The organism is Paenarthrobacter sp. TE4293 (genome assembly GCF_050435325.1).
GTDB classification, from domain to species: domain Bacteria; phylum Actinomycetota; class Actinomycetes; order Actinomycetales; family Micrococcaceae; genus Arthrobacter; species Arthrobacter nitroguajacolicus_C.
In genome coordinates this window covers 555994-572494 of sequence record NZ_JBNJRY010000002.1, presented here as the reverse complement: position 1 = coordinate 572494, position 16501 = coordinate 555994, and the positions used below count along the sequence as shown (strand labels likewise).

General features: G+C 63.9%; 20 protein-coding genes and 1 pseudogene. 12 read left to right on the top strand and 9 right to left on the bottom strand.

Annotated features, from left to right (window positions below; genetic code table 11):
* Positions 1–30 precede the first annotated feature (30 nt).
* The 5 genes from QF015_RS06040 (at position 31) to QF015_RS06020 (ending at position 3314) form a co-directional block, all read left to right on the top strand.
* Entirely contained in the window at positions 31–522 is a 492-nt protein-coding gene (locus QF015_RS06040) for a DUF805 domain-containing protein (protein ID WP_310202338.1), read from the top strand.
* Positions 523–644: 122 nt separating this feature from the next.
* A complete protein-coding gene (gene lhgO, locus QF015_RS06035; RefSeq protein WP_429387727.1) occupies positions 645–1865 on the top strand; it encodes an L-2-hydroxyglutarate oxidase in 1221 nt (406 codons plus the stop codon).
* A gap of 56 nt (positions 1866–1921) precedes the next feature.
* Entirely contained in the window at positions 1922–2128 is a 207-nt protein-coding gene (locus tag QF015_RS06030) for a hypothetical protein (RefSeq protein ID WP_310202335.1), read from the top strand.
* A 123-nt stretch (positions 2129–2251) separates the two neighbouring features.
* Entirely contained in the window at positions 2252–2554 is a 303-nt protein-coding gene (locus tag QF015_RS06025; RefSeq protein ID WP_310202333.1) for a DUF4193 domain-containing protein, read from the top strand.
* 214 nt (positions 2555–2768) lie between these two features.
* Complete coding sequence (locus QF015_RS06020; RefSeq protein ID WP_429387724.1) at positions 2769–3314, top strand: AMIN-like domain-containing (lipo)protein; 546 nt, start codon at positions 2769–2771, stop codon at positions 3312–3314.
* Between the two features lie 100 nt (positions 3315–3414).
* On the opposite strand, the gene QF015_RS06015 is transcribed toward QF015_RS06020, so the two are convergent.
* From QF015_RS06015 to map, 3 genes and pseudogenes are all read right to left on the bottom strand, one after another.
* Positions 3415–4953, bottom strand: coding sequence for an APC family permease (locus QF015_RS06015; RefSeq protein WP_310202329.1), 1539 nt, complete (start codon positions 4951–4953; stop codon positions 3415–3417).
* Between the two features lie 12 nt (positions 4954–4965).
* A pseudogene (locus QF015_RS06010) lies at positions 4966–5123 on the bottom strand (agmatine deiminase family protein); the annotation flags it as partial.
* 269 nt (positions 5124–5392) lie between these two features.
* The gene (gene map / locus QF015_RS06005) at positions 5393–6172 is read right to left on the bottom strand and encodes a type I methionyl aminopeptidase (protein ID WP_429387722.1); all 780 of its coding nucleotides are present in this window, start codon (positions 6170–6172) and stop codon (positions 5393–5395) included.
* Between the two features lie 68 nt (positions 6173–6240).
* Between map and QF015_RS06000 the strand changes: the two genes are divergently transcribed.
* Entirely contained in the window at positions 6241–6543 is a 303-nt protein-coding gene (locus tag QF015_RS06000; RefSeq protein ID WP_429387720.1) for a helix-turn-helix domain-containing protein, read from the top strand.
* Between the two features lie 19 nt (positions 6544–6562).
* Here QF015_RS06000 and QF015_RS05995 read toward each other — a convergent pair whose 3' ends face one another.
* The gene (locus QF015_RS05995; RefSeq protein WP_429387718.1) at positions 6563–7144 is read right to left on the bottom strand and encodes a helix-turn-helix domain-containing protein; all 582 of its coding nucleotides are present in this window, start codon (positions 7142–7144) and stop codon (positions 6563–6565) included.
* Positions 7145–7246: 102 nt separating this feature from the next.
* On the opposite strand from QF015_RS05995, the gene QF015_RS05990 reads away from it, so the two are divergent.
* The gene (locus QF015_RS05990) at positions 7247–8254 is read left to right on the top strand and encodes an NAD(P)/FAD-dependent oxidoreductase (RefSeq protein WP_310202322.1); all 1008 of its coding nucleotides are present in this window, start codon (positions 7247–7249) and stop codon (positions 8252–8254) included.
* 67 nt (positions 8255–8321) lie between these two features.
* Positions 8322–8537 (top strand): hypothetical protein, encoded by a 216-nt coding sequence (locus tag QF015_RS05985; protein WP_310202320.1) that lies wholly within the window; start codon positions 8322–8324, stop codon positions 8535–8537.
* A 64-nt stretch (positions 8538–8601) separates the two neighbouring features.
* On the opposite strand, the gene QF015_RS05980 is transcribed toward QF015_RS05985, so the two are convergent.
* Genes QF015_RS05980 through QF015_RS05965 form a run of 4 tightly spaced genes read right to left on the bottom strand, consistent with a single transcriptional unit; the run spans position 8602 to position 11824 of the window.
* Positions 8602–8988 carry a flagellar assembly protein FliW gene (locus QF015_RS05980; protein WP_310202319.1) on the bottom strand — a complete coding sequence of 129 codons (387 nt, stop codon included), beginning with the start codon at positions 8986–8988 and terminating at the stop codon, positions 8602–8604.
* Positions 8985–9872: a flagellar hook-associated protein FlgL gene (flgL, locus tag QF015_RS05975; protein ID WP_310202318.1), complete on the bottom strand. Its 888-nt coding sequence runs from the start codon at positions 9870–9872 to the stop codon at positions 8985–8987. The genes QF015_RS05980 and flgL overlap by 4 nt, the downstream gene beginning before the upstream one ends.
* A 3-nt stretch (positions 9873–9875) precedes the next feature.
* Positions 9876–11309, bottom strand: a complete 1434-nt coding sequence (gene flgK / locus QF015_RS05970) for a flagellar hook-associated protein FlgK (protein ID WP_429387714.1) — start codon at positions 11307–11309, stop codon at positions 9876–9878.
* A 32-nt stretch (positions 11310–11341) separates the two neighbouring features.
* Complete coding sequence (locus tag QF015_RS05965; RefSeq protein WP_310202314.1) at positions 11342–11824, bottom strand: flagellar protein FlgN; 483 nt, start codon at positions 11822–11824, stop codon at positions 11342–11344.
* 236 nt (positions 11825–12060) lie between these two features.
* Here QF015_RS05965 and QF015_RS05960 point away from each other — a divergent pair, with 236 nt between their 5' ends.
* The 4 genes from QF015_RS05960 (at position 12061) to QF015_RS05945 (ending at position 15095) form a co-directional block, all read left to right on the top strand.
* The gene (locus QF015_RS05960) at positions 12061–12897 is read left to right on the top strand and encodes a flagellin (RefSeq protein ID WP_310202311.1); all 837 of its coding nucleotides are present in this window, start codon (positions 12061–12063) and stop codon (positions 12895–12897) included.
* 103 nt (positions 12898–13000) lie between these two features.
* Positions 13001–14386 carry a flagellar filament capping protein FliD gene (gene fliD, locus QF015_RS05955; RefSeq protein ID WP_429387710.1) on the top strand — a complete coding sequence of 462 codons (1386 nt, stop codon included), beginning with the start codon at positions 13001–13003 and terminating at the stop codon, positions 14384–14386.
* 3 nt (positions 14387–14389) lie between these two features.
* Positions 14390–14824 carry a flagellar export chaperone FliS gene (gene fliS / locus QF015_RS05950; protein ID WP_310202309.1) on the top strand — a complete coding sequence of 145 codons (435 nt, stop codon included), beginning with the start codon at positions 14390–14392 and terminating at the stop codon, positions 14822–14824.
* Positions 14814–15095: a hypothetical protein gene (locus tag QF015_RS05945; RefSeq protein WP_429387707.1), complete on the top strand. Its 282-nt coding sequence runs from the start codon at positions 14814–14816 to the stop codon at positions 15093–15095. The genes fliS and QF015_RS05945 overlap by 11 nt, the downstream gene beginning before the upstream one ends.
* 103 nt (positions 15096–15198) lie before the next feature.
* Here the strand turns inward: QF015_RS05945 and QF015_RS05940 are convergent, their stop codons facing one another.
* Positions 15199–16422, bottom strand: a complete 1224-nt coding sequence (locus tag QF015_RS05940) for an amidohydrolase (RefSeq protein WP_429387704.1) — start codon at positions 16420–16422, stop codon at positions 15199–15201.
* Positions 16423–16501 lie beyond the last annotated feature (79 nt).

The following is a 16501-nucleotide window of genomic DNA, read 5'->3' as shown; positions in this document are numbered from 1 at the left end:
TGACTCACACCTACCCCGGGGGATATACCAATGAGCTACCCGCAGCAACCGCAACAGACCCAGCCCTACGCAGCCCAGACCGGCGAGCCGCCGCTGTGGGCTCCCTACTACGGCGCTCCGATCGGCGCAGCAGTTCAGCGTTTCTTCAAGAAGTACACCGCCTTCTCGGGCCGCGCCAGCCGCAGTGAATACTGGTGGGTTGCCCTGGTACTGGGTGTGGTGGGCTTCGTCCTGCAGATCCTCACCTTGGTGCTGGGCAGCGCAGGTGCAACCGTCTCGGCCAACGGCACGGCCACCCCTGGCCCGGGAGCAGTTGTAGGCCTTATTCTGGCCATCGTCTTCTACCTTGCCGTCATCATCCCGTCCATCGCGCTGCTGGTTCGTCGTCTGCACGATGGCAACTTCAGCGGTTGGCTCGCACTTCTGGGACTTATCCCGGGTGTGGGTGGACTGGCCATCCTGGTCTTCGCGCTCCTGCCGTCCAACCCGGCCGGCCAGCGTTTCGACCAGCCGACAGCCTGATACCTGACGCACTGCATCAAAAGGGGCGGCACGTAAGGTGCCGCCCCTTTTGCGTGCCCGGTGGATCACTTCGTGAAATGCTGTGACCAGACGCGGTCTACCCCCGATGACGAGGAGTGCCCATGCCCCATCCTCCGCACATGAGGACCATCAAGCGCTGCGCGGTGGTGGGCGGCGGGATCATCGGCGTCGCGGTGGCCAGGGAGCTCGCCACTACGCTCGACGGGGTCCAGGTCACCATCTATGAGAAGGAAGACCGGCTCGCCGCGCACCAGACCGGCCACAACTCGGGAGTGGTGCACGCCGGCCTCTACTACGAACCCGGCGGATTAAAGGCCAGGCTGTGCCGCAGGGGAGTGGAGCTGCTGCAGGAATTCTGCGCCACGCAGAACCTTCCCTATGAAGCCTGCGGAAAACTGGTCATTGCCCAGACAGACAGGGAATCACAGCGGCTGGACGGCATCTTCGCCCGCGCCAAAGCCAACGGCGTGCCCGGTGCGCGAATGCTGAGCGGCGACCAAATACGCGAGGTGGAGCCGAACGCCGTCGGACTTTCTGCCTTGCATTCACCGGAAACGGCCATCGTCGATTACAGGGCCATCACCGAAGCACTCGCCGCGGACGTCCGGGCCATGGGCGGGACGATCCGGCTGGGGCAGGAGGTACTCGCGCTGGAGCAGCAAGCGAGCGGTGTAGTGGTGACGACCAAGCATGGCGGCGAACACTATGACCTGGTGGTTGCCTGCGCCGGGCTGCAGTCGGACCGGTTGGCCGAAGCGACAGGCGAGCCGGCAACCCCCAAAATCGTGCCGTTCTTCGGCCAGTACTTCCTGGTGGGGCCCGAAGCCCGCCACCAGGTGAAGGGCCTGATCTACCCTGTGCCGGACCCCAGGCACCCGTTCCTTGGCGTGCACCTCACCAAACGCATTGACGGCGAAATGATGCTCGGGCCGAACGCATTTATCTCCTTTGGCCGGGAGTCCTATGCCTGGAACGAGGTGAAAGTGCGCGACATTGCGAATTACCTGCTTTTTCCCGGATTCTGGAACTTCGCCCGGCAGAATGTGCCGTCTGCTGTCAGGGAATTCCAGACGGTCGTGAGCAGGAAAAAGTTCATCCGGGAAGCGATGCGCTTTGTTCCCTCGTTGGAAGGAGCCAGCATCCTTCCCGGGACGCGTGGCGTGCGGGCACAGGCTATGAACGGCGACGGTTCCTTGGTGGACGACTTTGTGATCGCACGACGCCGGGACACGGTTTTGGTGCGCAACGCACCGTCGCCCGGGGCTACTTCGTCGATGGCCATCGCCGAGTACATCGTGGAGAAGGCGCTGCAGGATAGTTAACAAGCCGGTGACCAACCGGAAACGGCAGCCAAACCTTGCCTGGATAGCGTTGCGCCATGATCGAATCATTGGCTTCGCTGGCAACCCGGATCGGCTCCGCTGTGGGGGCGTGGATTGAGTCAGCCTATGTTCTGGACTGCACCGACGCGGAGGGTGGGGCCGAGCACGATTTGGCCTGGCTGCCAGCGCTCAGCGGCGTCACCGTAGCCAGCGCACAGGCCATCCAATCCCATGCCCGGAGGGTGCACCCAGAGCCTTGGTAGACGCCTGAAAAGCTGCAGAATGTTGCGTTGGGCACACTTTTCGTTTATCGCGGGTGCTATGCCCTAAACTGCTTCACTGAGGTGCCGGAAGAGGCACCCTGCGGCAACGAAAGCGAACCCTCAATGGCTACTGATTACGACGCCCCGCGCAAGACAGAGGAAGAGTCTCCCGCTGAATCTCTTGAGGCTCTTCAGGCATCCCGCGGCAACGCTGCACAGACTGCAGTGATCGACGTCGAGGAAAACGACACCGCCGAAGGAATCGACCTCCCCGGCGCTGATCTTTCCGGTGAAGAACTGACCGTCATTGTTGTTCCCGAGCAGTCCGATGAGTTCACCTGCGGCTCCTGTTTCCTGGTCCGCCACCGGTCCCAGGTTGCGCTCGAAAAGAATGGCCTCAAGTTCTGCAAGGACTGCGAAGGCTGATAACGCCCGGGTCACGTTATCTTCGATCACGAACACATATGCGAAGACCCTGAAATCGTCCCCCGTAACCCGCAAAAGCGGCTTTCGATGACACTCCCGTGACCAGGGCTGTGCCCCTTTAACGGTTATGCGCCGAAGCGGCCACGAACGCTCCAAAGTCCCCTGCACGCTCCTACTGTTGAAGTATCAACTTCGCCTGAAGGGGGCACAAAAAATGAGGAAAATTGGAGCGGGCCTGGCGGCGGTCCTGGCTGCTGCCGGGCTCGGTCTGGCGGCGCCGGGGCCAGCCTCGGCAGCAACATACTGCGGTATTGCCTGGGGTTCGTTGGCCAAGGCCGACCCGGACATGAGTTCTGCCAATGTCACCAACGTCCGCACCGGCCAACAGCCATGCTACGACCGCTTGGTGATCGATATGACCGGCAAAGTGGCCGGCTATTCCGTGCGTTACGTTCCGGTGGTGATTCAGGATGCCACCGGTTACCCCATCCCCGTCCTCGGTGATGCGGACCTGCAAGTGGTGGTGACGGCGCCGTCGTACAACCAGGACGGCCAGCCGACGTACCTTCCTGCGGCCAAGGCGGAACTCTCCAACGTTTCGGGCTACCAGACCTTCCGGCAGGTAGTTTACGCGGGCAGCTTTGAGGGAACCACGAGCATCGGACTGGGCGTCCGTGCCCGGCTTCCGTTCAGGGTCTTCACCTTGGATGGGCCCGACGGCGGGTCCCGCCTGGTAGTGGACGTCGCGCACCGCTGGTAGTCGCCCCGCCCAGTTCGCCGGGGGCCAGAACGCGGGAGAGCGGCCAGTTCGCCGGAAGTTATCCGGTGAACTGGCCGCTCTTCGGCGAATTCGGGGCAGGCTACTCGGGGACCACCAAGGCCGGAGTGTCCTTCCGAAGGGTCTCGCCGCGGAAGAAGCCGGGCCTGACGCGGGACATGACCAGCATGACGACGGCGCCCATCGCCAGGATTCCGATGCCGAGCACGAACACGAGCCCCACCCCGAAGATCTCGGATCCACTACCGAACTCCGGAGCCCAGCTGTCCACGGCAGTCTGCAGGAACACCACGAACAGGCCTACGCCACCAAGCAGCGGGCAAATGAGCCGGAGGAAGAAGTTCCGGACGCCGGAGAACACGCTGTTGCGGAAATACCAAACACAGGCGATGGCCGTGAGCCCGTAGTAGAAGCAGATCATCAGGCCCAGGGCCAGGATGGTGTCGTTAAGGACGTTCTCGCTGATCACGTGCATCACGGCGTAGAAGCCCGCGGACAGGACGCCGGCCGCAATGGTGGCGAAGCCCGGCGTCGAGAACTTCTTGCTCATGTGGCTGAAGCGCTCGGGCAGGGCGCCGTAGTGCGCCATGGCCAGCAGGCTGCGCGACGGCGACGTGAAGGTGGACTGCAGCGAAGCTGCGGAGCTCGAAAGCACCGCGAGGGACATGAGGATGGCGAACGGACCCATGACCGGCGAGGCGAGTGCGGTGAAGACGTTGGAGTGGTTTTCCTCGTTGTTCAGGCCGATTCCGGTGTCGCCCACGCCGGCGAACATCATGGTGGCAATGGTCACCAGGAGGTAGATGCCCAGGACGATCACTGCTGTCAGCGTGCCTGCGAGCCCGGCGGTCTTCTTGCCGTTGGCCGTCTCTTCGTTGACCGTCAGGCAGACATCCCAACCCCAGTAGACGAAGATCGACAGTGAAATACCTGCCGCGATCTGGCCAAAGGTTTCGATCTTGGTGACGTCGAACCAGTCCCAGCTGAACGGTACGGCGGTCTCCGAGGTTGACCAGTTGGCGAAGGCCATGGCCACGAACAAGCCCAGGACCAGCAGCTGGAATCCGACCAAGCCGTACTGGACGATCTTGGTGGTGTGCAGGCCGCGGTAGCTGACCCAGACCGCCAGTGCGACGAAGACGAAACAGGTGACGACGTTGAGCAGTTTGTTGGAGGCCAGATCCGCCAGCTCAGGTGAGCCTGTGGCCTGCGCGAGGAACAAGTAGAAGAAGTCCACGGCGACGCCGGCCAGGTTGGACAGGACGATGATGTTGGCGGCGAGCAAACCCCAACCACCCATCCACCCAATCCACGGGCCGAACGCTTTGGTCACCCACGTGAAGGTGGTGCCGCTGTCGGGGGAGTCTGCATTGAGTTCCCGGTAAGCAAGCGAGACCAGGATCATCGGGATGAACCCGATCAGGAAAATGACGGGCAACTGAAGCCCGGCTTCGTTGACTGTTGGCCCGAGCGCGCTGGTGAGGGTATACGCCGGAGCGATGGTTGAAATCCCAAGAACGACGACGGCGAGGAGGCCCAACTGCCCCGTCTTCAGTCCCTTGCCGCTGATGTCGTGCGACTCTGCAGCGGCGTTGCCGCTGCGGCGGATTGTCTGGCTCATATGAGGCCCTTTCTAGATGGCCGAAGGCTGCTGCTGCGTGATGCAGTGGATACCGCCGCCCCGGGCAACGAGTTGGCGCGCGTCAACACTGATCACGCGGCGGCCGGGGTAGGCAATGGCGTCTTCAAACTGCAGGCGATGACCCTGCCGTTGACCACGGGGTGGATGATGGCGGCCAAGGAAGTTGGGGCTTCCAAGCGTCTGATTTCAATCATGGGGGGGCTTTACTCCGTGAGACGACTGTCACTAAATGAATAGCGTTCATTTAGTATGACGCGTGTCACCCCTCAATGCAAGACGCCGGCGGATGCCAGTCTTTTGCGACCGGTTGAGCCGGAAATTTTGTCAGCAGGTTCTCCCGCCCCGTCCTCCTCTGCGCCATCGGGGCTGCCGCACCGCGCTCCCGGCAAGGAAGCAACCATGGCGTGGCCCGTGCCTTCTAGCTGTCGAGCGTAGGGAGGGTGAGGATTTCGGCTCCGTCGGGGGTGATGGCGATGGTGTGTTCACTATGGGCTGTCCGGCATCCGGTAACGCTGCGGAGCGTCCAACCATCGGCGTCCGTCACCAGTTCGGCGGTGTCGGCCATGACCCAGGGTTCCAGTGCCAGGAGCAATCCGGGGCGCAGCTTGTAGCCGCGGCCGGGCCGCCCCATGTTGGGAACGTGCGGATCCTGATGCATGGTGGACCCGATGCCATGACCTCCGAACTCAGTGTTGACGGGGTAGCCGGCCTCACCGAGGACTGAGCCGATGGCATAGGAGAGATCGCCGATTCGCGCGCCGGGCCGGGCAGCTGCGATCCCGGCCCGCAGCGCGCGTTCGGTCACCTCGATCATGGCCACGCTCCCGGCCGGCCTTGCCTCGCCGACGATGAAGCTGATGGCTGAGTCGGCCGCAACTCCGCGGAGCGATACTGCGAGGTCGAGCGTCAGCAGGTCGCCGTCGGCAAGTGCGTAATCCCTGGGCAGCCCGTGCAGGACGGCATCGTTGACTCCGGTGCAGATGTAGTGCCCAAACGGCCCTCGTCCGAACGACGGTGCGTAGTCGACGTAGCAGGATACCGCCCCGGCCTCGAGGATCATCGACTTGGCCCACTGGTCGATGTCAAGGAGGTTGGTGCCCACGGTGGTGCGGCCCTTCAGCGTGTGCAAAATGTTGGCGACCAAGGCCCCCGTATCTTTGGCGCGCAGCAGTTCGGCGGGGCTCAGGATCTCAATCATGCGGCAGCTTTCTCTCAGGTGACCAATAACTATCCCGGCCATATTATCCCGGTATTACAATTGGAGCCATGGTCAGGCTGCCGCTTACTCCCGCAGAGGCCGAGCGTGGACAGCGTCTCGGTGCCCTTCTGCGCCGCGCGCGGGGCGAGCGCTCGATGCTGGAGACAGCCCTCGATGCCCGCGTATCCCCGGAAACCCTCCGGAAAATCGAGTCTGGCCGCGTGGCGACACCGGCTTTCCCGACAGTTGCCGCGATCGCCGACGTCCTGGGCCTTTCCCTGGATGAGGTGTGGGCTGAGATCAACCAGCCTGAGCATGCCGCTGAAGCGGGCGCTTCCCGTCGAAGCGCCCGGGAGTGGCTGGCCTCCTAGCCCCGAGGGGGCAGTCGTCTCATCGCTTGGGCCGCGCCCGCACGTGAAGGCGTTCTCCTTGCTGGCCGAACAGCGTCAGGAGCTCCACCGGCTCAGAGGTGGCACTGGCAAACCAGTGCGGCGTACGCGTATCGAATTCTGCTACCTCGCCCGGCTTGAGAATGAAGTCGTTCCCGCCCAGCACCAGCCGCAGCTTCCCGTTGAGGATATACATCCAGTCGTAGCCCTCGTGAGACTGCGGCTCAGGAATCTCCTTGCCCGTTCCACTCTTGAGGACCATCTTGAATGCCTGGATCCCGCCGGGTCGCCGGGTGAGTGGGACGGCGGTGCCCCAATCGTGCACGTGTGGCTTGAGATGGATCCGGGGATCACCAGTCTCCGGGGCGTCGATCAGTTCTTCAAGGGGTACTTGGTGGAGTCGCGCTATGGGAAGAAGCAGTTCCAAGGTTGGTTTCCGTTGGCCTGACTCCAGCCTCGAGAGTGTGCTGACCGAAATGCCGGTTGCCTCCGATGCTTCGGCAAGCGTCACGTTGCGTTGGGTCCGCATCGCCCGGAGGCGGGGTCCGACGGCATCGAGCATGGTGCTGAAATCGGTAGTCATGCCTTCAGTTTGCCATAGCAGCAAATTTTCTTGCCGGTTTCCATCACCTTGGCAAACGATGGAAGAAGCGGCAGGCAGTCGCCCCGGACCCGAGGAGGCACAATGAAGGACCATTCAAGCAAGGGCCACATGGCAAACGAATACGACGTAGTGGTGGTCGGTGGTGGCGCAGCTGGGTTAAGTGCAGCTGTCACGTTGGGCAGGGCCCTTCGGTCCGTCCTGGTCATCGACGCCGGCGAGCCGCGGAATGCCCCGGCGGCGGGGGTGCACGGATTCCTGTCCCGTGACGGAATCAACCCCAGGGAACTGCTGGAGCGGGGACGAGCCGAAGCCAGCCAGTACGGTGCGGACATGGTGGAGGGTGTCGCCGTTGCGGCCCGTTCGACGCCGGTCCAGCCCTCGGGTGCCGGTCCCGCCTTCGCGGTGGACCTGGCCGACGGGCGGACGGTGGGTGCGCGCCGCTTGCTGGTGACCACTGGCTTGACGGACGTCCTGCCGGACATCGGTGGCATCCAGGAACGGTGGGGCCGCGATGTCCTGCACTGCCCGTACTGCCATGGTTGGGAGGTCCGGAACCAGGCCATCGGCATCCTGGGGTCAGGGCCGATGGCATTGCACCAGACGCTGCTGTTCCGGCAATGGAGCCCCAACATCACCCTTTTCCTGAACGACACGGTGGAGCCGACGGAAGAACAGTGGGAACAACTGGCCGCGCGTTCCATCACTGTGGTGGACGGCAAGGTGCGGTCCTTGGACGTGACTGAGGACGTGCTGAGCGGAGTTGTCCTGGACTCAGGCAAAGTCATTCCCGTGGAGGCGGTGGTCACCGGACCTTGGATGGAGGCACGGTCGGCAGTGCTGGAATCCTTGGGAGTCCCATCAGTGGATCATCCTATGGGTGTCGGCAAGCACGTCGAAGTGACACCCCAAGGCGCTACGTCGACGCCCGGTGTCTGGGCAGCGGGCAACGTCACCGATCCCTCGGGCCAGGTCATGGCCGCTGCCGCCGCAGGTGTCATGGCAGGCGCGGCCATCAACGCCGACCTGATCGCTGAAGAGACCAGGTTGGCTGTCGAAGCTGCGCGGTTGGCGGCGTCGGTTCGAATCTGAGCAAAAGGGTCGACGTAGGGACCAAGAGCGAGGACGATTGAAGGACAGCCGTTGAAGGAGGTTGGGTATGTGCTACGCGTACTACGACGACTTCGAGCGGCGCACGAAGAAGGACTCCGCGCGCAAGCCCGAGATGCACACGTCTGAGCCAGCAAAAGAGCCTGAAGCCCCGACCGGGGGCCGTCCACGGACGGAAGGGACGCTCTGGACTTTCCTGGCCCGCCGTCGCAGGGAATCTGAGGTTTCCGAACCGAAGATCGACCGCATCCGCGAGAAAGTCTAGGTACCACTTGGACCGGACCCGCACACACGAAAGGCGCTGCACCCGCAGCGCCTTTCGTGTGCGCCTAGCGCGTCAGCTCGGCCCGGAGCGGGTAGGTGTTGCCGTCAAGGATCACTTGCAGGCAGGAACCGTCCGCCGGATTGAGCAGGATGGGTGCCATGAGATTCACCGTGGTTTTCTCCGGCGCGGGATTAACAACCACCAGGACCGTGGCCTCCAGCAGGCTGGAAAGTCCCAGTGCGTCCACCACAGCCCCGGGGATGCCCGGGGCATAGTCCGGGACGTACACCGCGGCGTCGGCCACGAACATCCGCGCTCGGGGCTCGGAAACTTCCAGCGCGTACAAGCCCTGGGCGCCCGGGACTTCGCGCAGGGAGAACCCTTCCGCGGACTCCAGTCCAGGCATGGGCGAAACAAAAGCCAACGTTTCGAATGCCAGCGTCGTGCTCATCGGAGGAAGTCCATCAGCGTGGGCTGAAGCACCTTGGCCGAGACGGCGAGGGCCACCTGGTAGTTGGTTTCCTGCAATTTCAAATCCATAACCGCCTTTCCCAAGTCCGTGTCTTCGACGCGGGCTCTTTGAGTTTCCAGCGTAGCTTTCATCCCTTCCAAGGAGTCCTGGGCCTGGCCGAGGCGGGTTTGCCGCATGCCCACATCTGCCCGGCCGTCGATCACGGTTTTGATCCGCTCGCCAATGGCCGCCAGCCGCGCGTTGGGGTCGGCGCCCGATCGGATGTCCGCGACGACGTCACCCACCAACGCGAAAACGGAGCCGGCGCCGTCGCCAAAGATGGCACCGCCGTCGGAATCCACCCTGACGGTTCGTGCCGCATCGACACGGCGTTCCACGGAACTGCCGCCCGCCCCCACATACGACGGGGGAGTGGTGGTGGTGAACGCGCCCGCAGTGTCCGAATTTCCGGCAAAGACGTTGCGGCCCAGGTACTGCGTGTTGGCCTGCGTCAGGAGGTCCTTGCCCAGGCCTTCGATCTCGACGGCGATGGCCTCCTTGGCGGTGCCGTTCAGGGTTCCGTTGGACGCCTGGATCACGAGGTCCCGCACACGGTTGAGGATGTTGGTTGACTGACCCAGCGCGGTGTCGGCGGCGGCGAGCCACCCGTTGCCGTCGCTGATGTTGGTACCGTATTGCGCGGCCGCACTCAGTTGGGCCCGCATGGCGATGGCCTGGGCTGCCCCTGCGGGATCGTCCGAGGGGCGGGTGATGTTCTTCAACGTCAAAGCACGGTCCTGCAGCTCGGCAAGCCTGGCCTGCGCTGACTGCAGGTTCCGTTGCACGGAGGCCGACATCATCTGGTTGGTGACGCGATTGAGCACGGCTTACCTTCCCACCAATCCGGTGCGGTTAATCAGGACATCAAGGGCCTCGTCAATGGCTGTCATCACGCGGGCTGCTGCCTGGTAGGCATGCTGGCTGGCGAGCAGCGCTACGTTTTCTTCGTCGAGGCTGACCGAGGCGCCGGAGGAGCGCTGGCTGATGGCGGACACACTCGCTGCGTCGGACAGTTGGGAATGCTGCTGGGCTGACCTTGAGGCCATGCCAATACCGGCAACCACCCCGCTCCAGAACGTGTCAGGGGCGCCCGGGCCGGAGCCGATCCCGGCCACGGCGTCGGCGATGCTGCCATCAAGTGAGCCGGATCCCGCTGCTCCCGTCGCGATTCCCGCTGCGCTGGCAGGAACTACGCGAAGGGACAGCGCCACGGGGCCACCCGGCGTGCTGGCGAAGAAGTCCAGATTGGCTGCGCCGCTGGAAGACTGGCCGGTGCGATGGATGGCATTGACATCGTTCATCAGTTGGGTGGCGAAGGCGTTGTAGGCGGCGGCTGCTTCAGCGATCGCACCGCCGGTACCCGCCCCCTTGCTGCCCGCGGCTGCAGGGGCCAGGAGCGAGACGGCACCGGCGAGTTGTCCGCCGTCGAGGTTGACAGCGACGCCGGCCCGGTCCGCCCACTCCAGCTGAACCGGCTGCCCCGTTGCGCTCATGGACGTTTGCCCCGCGAGCTTAAGCTCCCGGTGCGAAGTCCCTGACACCAATGCGTTGCCCCCGATGAACACGTCCGCGGTGCCGTCGGCGTTTTCGCGGACAGTGCCTCCGGCCAAGGCAGCGATGGACTCCGTCATCTGGTTCCTGGCGTCAATAAGTTCGTTGGCCGAGCCGCCTGAGGCCAGCACCGAACGGATGGTTGCATTGAGGTCGGCAACCCGGCCCGCCGCAGCGTTCAGTTCGTCTACAGTGGCGGACGCCTCGCCGCGAATGCGGGTCCATTGAGCATCAAGGGCCTTGTATCCGGCCGAAACCGTCTCGCTGAGCGTCGCCGCAGCTTCCAGCAGGACCGACGCCGGAGCGGACTCGCCCGGGTGGTTGGAGACGCCCTGCCACGCCGCCCAAAAGGTGTTCAACGCCGTCGAGATTCCGTGCGGCCCTGGTTCCTGCAGGGCATCCTCGAGGCGCTGGAGTTCCGTGGACCGTATCCCCGCGAAACCGGACTGGGCGGCGGTGTTTCGGACCCCTGCGTCCAGGAAGCTGCTGCCGAGCCGGGCGATCCCGTCCACGGAAACGCCCTGGCCGGCCTGGCCGGTGCCCGGGTTGAGGCCCACGGGCCGGGGTGCGCCGATGGCCGATTGCTCCAGCCGTTGCCGCGTGTAACCGGCCGTGGTGGCATTGGCGATGTTCTGGCCCGCCAGGTTAATGGCCTGCTGCGCTGCGGTGAGGCCGCGGTAGGCCGTATTGAGTCCGCCGAAAGTGCTCACGTAAATGTCCTTTGCTGGTCCAACCGCTGCGGTCAGAATTGCCGGTCGACGAGGTGGGCGGCCGGGGTTTCGCCGGTTCTGCCATGGGAATCGTAGGTGCCGGCGGCGGGTTTCAGGTCGGCCAATGTTTCCTGGGTTGAGCGGACGGCTGCCCGCAGGAACTGCTCGTTGGCGTCACGGAGTTCCTTGATGGCCAAGGTCTGCTGGCGCATGGCCGACAAGTGGGACGTCAGAACCTCGGCCCAGGCGGGGTCGGGTGCGGCCGCAGCCAGGTCAGCCAGCGAGCAGTCCGGAGAGACACCCCATTGTTCGGCCACTGCCGCGGTTTCCACGGTCCGTGCGAGTCCGGCCTTGGAAACCCGATCCAGGACCTGCTCCACTTCACGGGTCCCGTGCGGCAGCCAGCGGGATTTCCCGGCGGTCAACAACAGCTGCTCTTCCTCGAGCTTGAAGGTCAGGAGATCCAGGAGTTCGCGCTCGCGCCACAGAAGGGCTGACAGTTCATGGATGGCCACGTGGGTCAACTCCAGTTCGGGTCGGTAAGGGTGCGGGATGGATGGCGATTCTCCCGCCAACTCCCCACTAGCTATCGGCCGTTGGGGGTCCCTCGTTAGCGGCACCGTCCCTAAAAGCACTGAATCTTTTCCTTGCGGTTTTTACTAACCGGTCCAGTGGAGCCCGTCGATAGTGGGGTGTGGCGGCCCACGGATGGGCTGCCGCACAGTAAGTCCACATCACGGAGGAAAATTTCATGGGCATGCAGATCAACAACAACCTGATGGCGAACAACGCGTACCGCAACCTGAACGCCACGCAGGACACCCTGTCCAAGTCGATGGAGAAGCTCTCCAGCGGCCTGCGCATCAACCGTGCTGCAGATGACGCAGCCGGCCTTGCCATTTCGGAAGGCCTCAAGTCCCAGGTGAGCGGCTCCGCGGTTGCCGCGCGCAACGCCCAGGACGGCATCAGCCTCATCCAGACCACTGAAGGTGCCCTCAGCGAGGTTCACTCCGTACTGCAGCGCATGCGCGACCTCGCAGTCCAGGGTGCATCGGACACCAACAACACGGCTGCGCGCGATGCCATCAAGGACGAAGCCGATTCCCTGGGCAAGGAGCTGGACCGCATCACGCAGTCCACCAACTTCAACGGCATCGACCTCCTCAAGGGTGGTTCCAAGAACATCCAGGTTGGTACCGCCGGCACCGCCAACGACACCATCGCCGTGACCCTCGGCGACGTCGCAACGGCGGCGGGCACCCTGTCTTCGGCCACCGGCGCTACCGGCTTTGACGTGACCACCAACGCTGCGGCGCAGACCACGATCACCGCTATCGACGCTGCGATCAGCACGGTCTCGGCACAGCGTTCGGACCTGGGTGCCAACCAGAACCGTCTGGACCACGCGATCAAGACGCTGAACGTTTCCGGCGAAAACCTGCAGGCAGCGCAGTCCCGCATCGCTGACACGGACATGGCAGCCGAAATGGTCAAGTACACCAAGGCCAACATCCTGTCCCAGGCCGGCACTGCCATGCTGGCGCAGGCCAACCAGTCCGGCCAGGGCGTTCTGTCCCTCCTGCGCTAAGCCTTCACAGCATTGAGCCGCATGCGATGGCGGCCGGCCGGGCACCAAACCCGGCCGGCCGTCGTCGGACATTCTGTTTTACCCGTCATCCGGAAGGGACACTGTGGGAACTGCGATCGATGGAATCGTCAGCGGCCTGAAGACCACGGACATCATCAACTCAATGATGGCCGTCGAGGCACTGCCCCAGACCCAGCTCAAGACCAAGCTGGCATCCAACCAGACCATCATTTCGACGTTGCAGTCATTCAACACCAAGCTCACCGCGCTCAAGGACCTGGCCTCGGGCAACGCGAAAACCGGCGCCCTGAACCTGTTCACCGCCACCAGCAGTTCACCGTCCGTTACGGCTAAAACCACGACGACGGCCCTCGCCGGTTCCATCGACGTCACCATAACTCAGCTCGCCCAGACGCAGGTCAACGTCACGGCGGCAGTGACCTCCTGGCCTGCAGATGGCGTTGGCGCTCCGGCACGTTTCACTCTTGTTGACTCCACCGGCAAACAAACCGAAATCACTCCGGCAAGCACGTCCCTGGATGACGTGGTTACCGCCATCAACGCCGCGGCCGCAGGTGCACAAGCAGTCAAGGTTCCTGCAGGCAACGGCACGTATCGCTTGCAACTGACAGCAACCACCACCGGTACGGCAGGCGCTTTCACCGCTTACCAGGGAACCGCCGCCCAGGTCACCGCAGGCACGGCGGTGGACCTGATGGCCCACCCGAATGCCGCCGTCGTGAAGTCCGCCCAGGATGCCAAAGCGACACTGTACGCAGGCACGCCCGCGGCCCAGGTCCTCACCTCCGGTACCAATACTTTTGCCGACATTCTTCCCGGCGTCTCCGTCACTGCTTCGGCGGTGACCGCGGGACCGGTCACCATCACGGTCGCCAGCGACGTTCCGGGGATCACCAAGAAGGCCGAGGACCTGGTCAAGTCCGTCAACGACGTCCTGGGGTTCATCGCCATCTACACGGCAGTGTCACAGACCACCGATGCCAAGGGCGCCACCGTTCCCAAAGCCGGCATCTTCACGGGCAACAGCACTGTCCGCGCCGTCAACGACCAAGTCCTGGCGGCGCTGTCCCGTCCGATCAACGGCAAATCGCCGGCGGAGTACGGCATCAACATCACCAAGGACGGCGATTTCACCTTTGACGCCGGGAAGTTCTCTGCCGCACTCGCAGCGGACCCTGCTGCAGCCCAGGCCGCCGTGCAGGGTTTGGCCGCCCGTGTTGCGGATGCCGCCAAGGCGGCAGCCGACCCCTACAACGGGTCCATTTCCGGCCTGATCAAGGGCCGCGAATCGGAGGTGCGCGATTTGGGCAACAGGATCGCGGACTGGGACCAGCGGCTGATCACCCGCCGAGCCACCCTGCAGGCCGTGTACACCAACATGGAGGTGCTGCTGGGAGGACTCCAATCACAGTCAGCTTGGTTGTCGGGCCAAATTTCCGGCCTCTCGACACAGACCCCAGGAGCATAAGCCATGACCTACAGTGCCCTCCGCGCCCAGCAACTCTCCCGGTACAACGACGATGCCGTTCTTTCGGCTCCGCCTGCCCGGCTGCTGACCATGCTTTACGACCGGCTCCTGCTGGACCTCAAACGTGCCCAGTTGGCGCAGGAGAACTCCACCTGGGACGTGGCGCGGGAGAACCTGCTGCACGCCCAGGCCATCGTTGCAGAACTGCGTTCAACGCTGCAGATGGATGCGTGGGACGGGGCGGCGTCGCTGGCGAGTATCTACGACTACTCCATGGAAGCCCTGATCGGTGCCAACATCTACCGGGATGTGGAGCGGACCAAGGAGTGCATCGAACTCCTTGAACCACTGCGCCAGGGCTGGCATGAGGCCGCAGCGAAACTGTCCGCTGACGCTCCGGCGGCGGCATCAACCGGCAGGGCACTGGGTGTCGCCTGATCAGTGGTCTGCCATCCTGGACGGTTTTGAGCGCGACATAGCCCTTGCCGTTTCCGGCGGCGATGTTCCTACGTGGACGCCCCCTGTGGATGCAGGGCCTTTGCCTGCTTCCCTGGCTGAGCGCGCCCGACGTGTGCTGGATGCCCAGGCAGATGCGGCGGCGATACTCGCGCGGTTAAAGCACGACGCCGGAACGCAACTGGCTGCCATCGACGCAGTTCCCTCCGGGTCGCTTTCAGCACGGCCGCTGTTGCTGGACGTGCGCGGCTGACGCGGCTGGGAAACAGATAACGCTCCGACGAGGCTTCGACGAAGCGTTATCTGTCCCTGGCCTGGGTGCCAAGACGCCTGGGTGCTAGTGGGAAGCCCCCTGGCTATTGGGAAGCCCCAAGGAATTCGCGGGCCGCCGTCACCAGGGCCTCTGAGCCCTTGGCCAAGGTGGGGTGGATGATAGGTGCGAAGTAGGGCGAGTGATTGGACGGGATGTCTTCCGGAAGCCGCCCCGTGGTGGCGAACTCCGCGAACAACGCAGGCTCGGCGCCGCCGAGGAACCAGAACACCAGGGGAGCGTCCGCAGCTTTCGCCAACGCCCCAACATCCTCGCTTCCGGACACCGGGCCGGGGTCCATGATGTGCCCTTCACCGAATGTCGCAGCAAAGGCCGCTTTGACCCGTGCCGCAGCCGTCTCATCGTTGACGGTCAAGGGGAAATGCTCTTCGTAATGGAACTCGGGATCCTTGGGTGCGCCGGAAGCTGTTGCTTCGCTCCGGACGATCCGTTCGATGGAACCCAGCACCTTGTCCCGGGTCGCATTGCTGAACGACCGCACACTGAGTCCCAACGTGGCGGTCTCCGGGATGATGTTGTTCTTGGTTCCCGAATGGACCTGGCCCACGGTAACGACTGCCGAATCGCCGGGGGCGACCTCCCGGGACACGATGCCCTGCAACCTGACGGTGGTTGCGGCAGCCATGAGCACCGGGTCAACCGTGGTTTCGGGGCGGGAGCCGTGGCCGCCGCGGCCGTGGAGGGTGACGTTCAGGGAGTCAGCCGAGGCCATCGTGACGCCGGCGCGGACACCGAACCATCCGGCGGGGAAGGGTGCCACGTGCTGGCCCAGAACGACATCGGGTTTCGGCACGCGGTCGTACAGGCCGTCCTTGACCATGGTTTGCGCGCCGCCGCCCCATTCCTCCGCCGGCTGGAAGACCGCGATGAGCGTGCCCTGCCAGTCTGCCCGCTGCGCGGCGAGTGTTTCCACTGCTCCTACCAGGCAGGTCACGTGCACGTCATGCCCGCAGGCGTGCATCACGGGAACGTCTTTTCCTTCATGGTCGACGCCGACTGCCGTGCTCGCGTAGTCCAGTCCGGTTGCTTCCTTGACCGGCAGGGCATCCATGTCTGCGCGGAGCATGACGACCGGCCCGGCCCCGTTTTCAAGGACACCCACCACACCGGTCTTGCCGACATTGCGATGCACAGTGAAGCCGAGATTCTCCAAATGGCCGGCTGCGATTCCGGCGGTTCTGGTTTCCTGGAACGACAGTTCAGGGTTCGCGTGGAGGTCTTTGTAAAGCTCTTCGAGGTCAATGGTCATGAGTCTGCCCTTTTCGTTCGACGCCGTCGGTCTGGCCAGTGTATCCACACCAAAATCTGCGCGGGCTGGGAAATCCCGG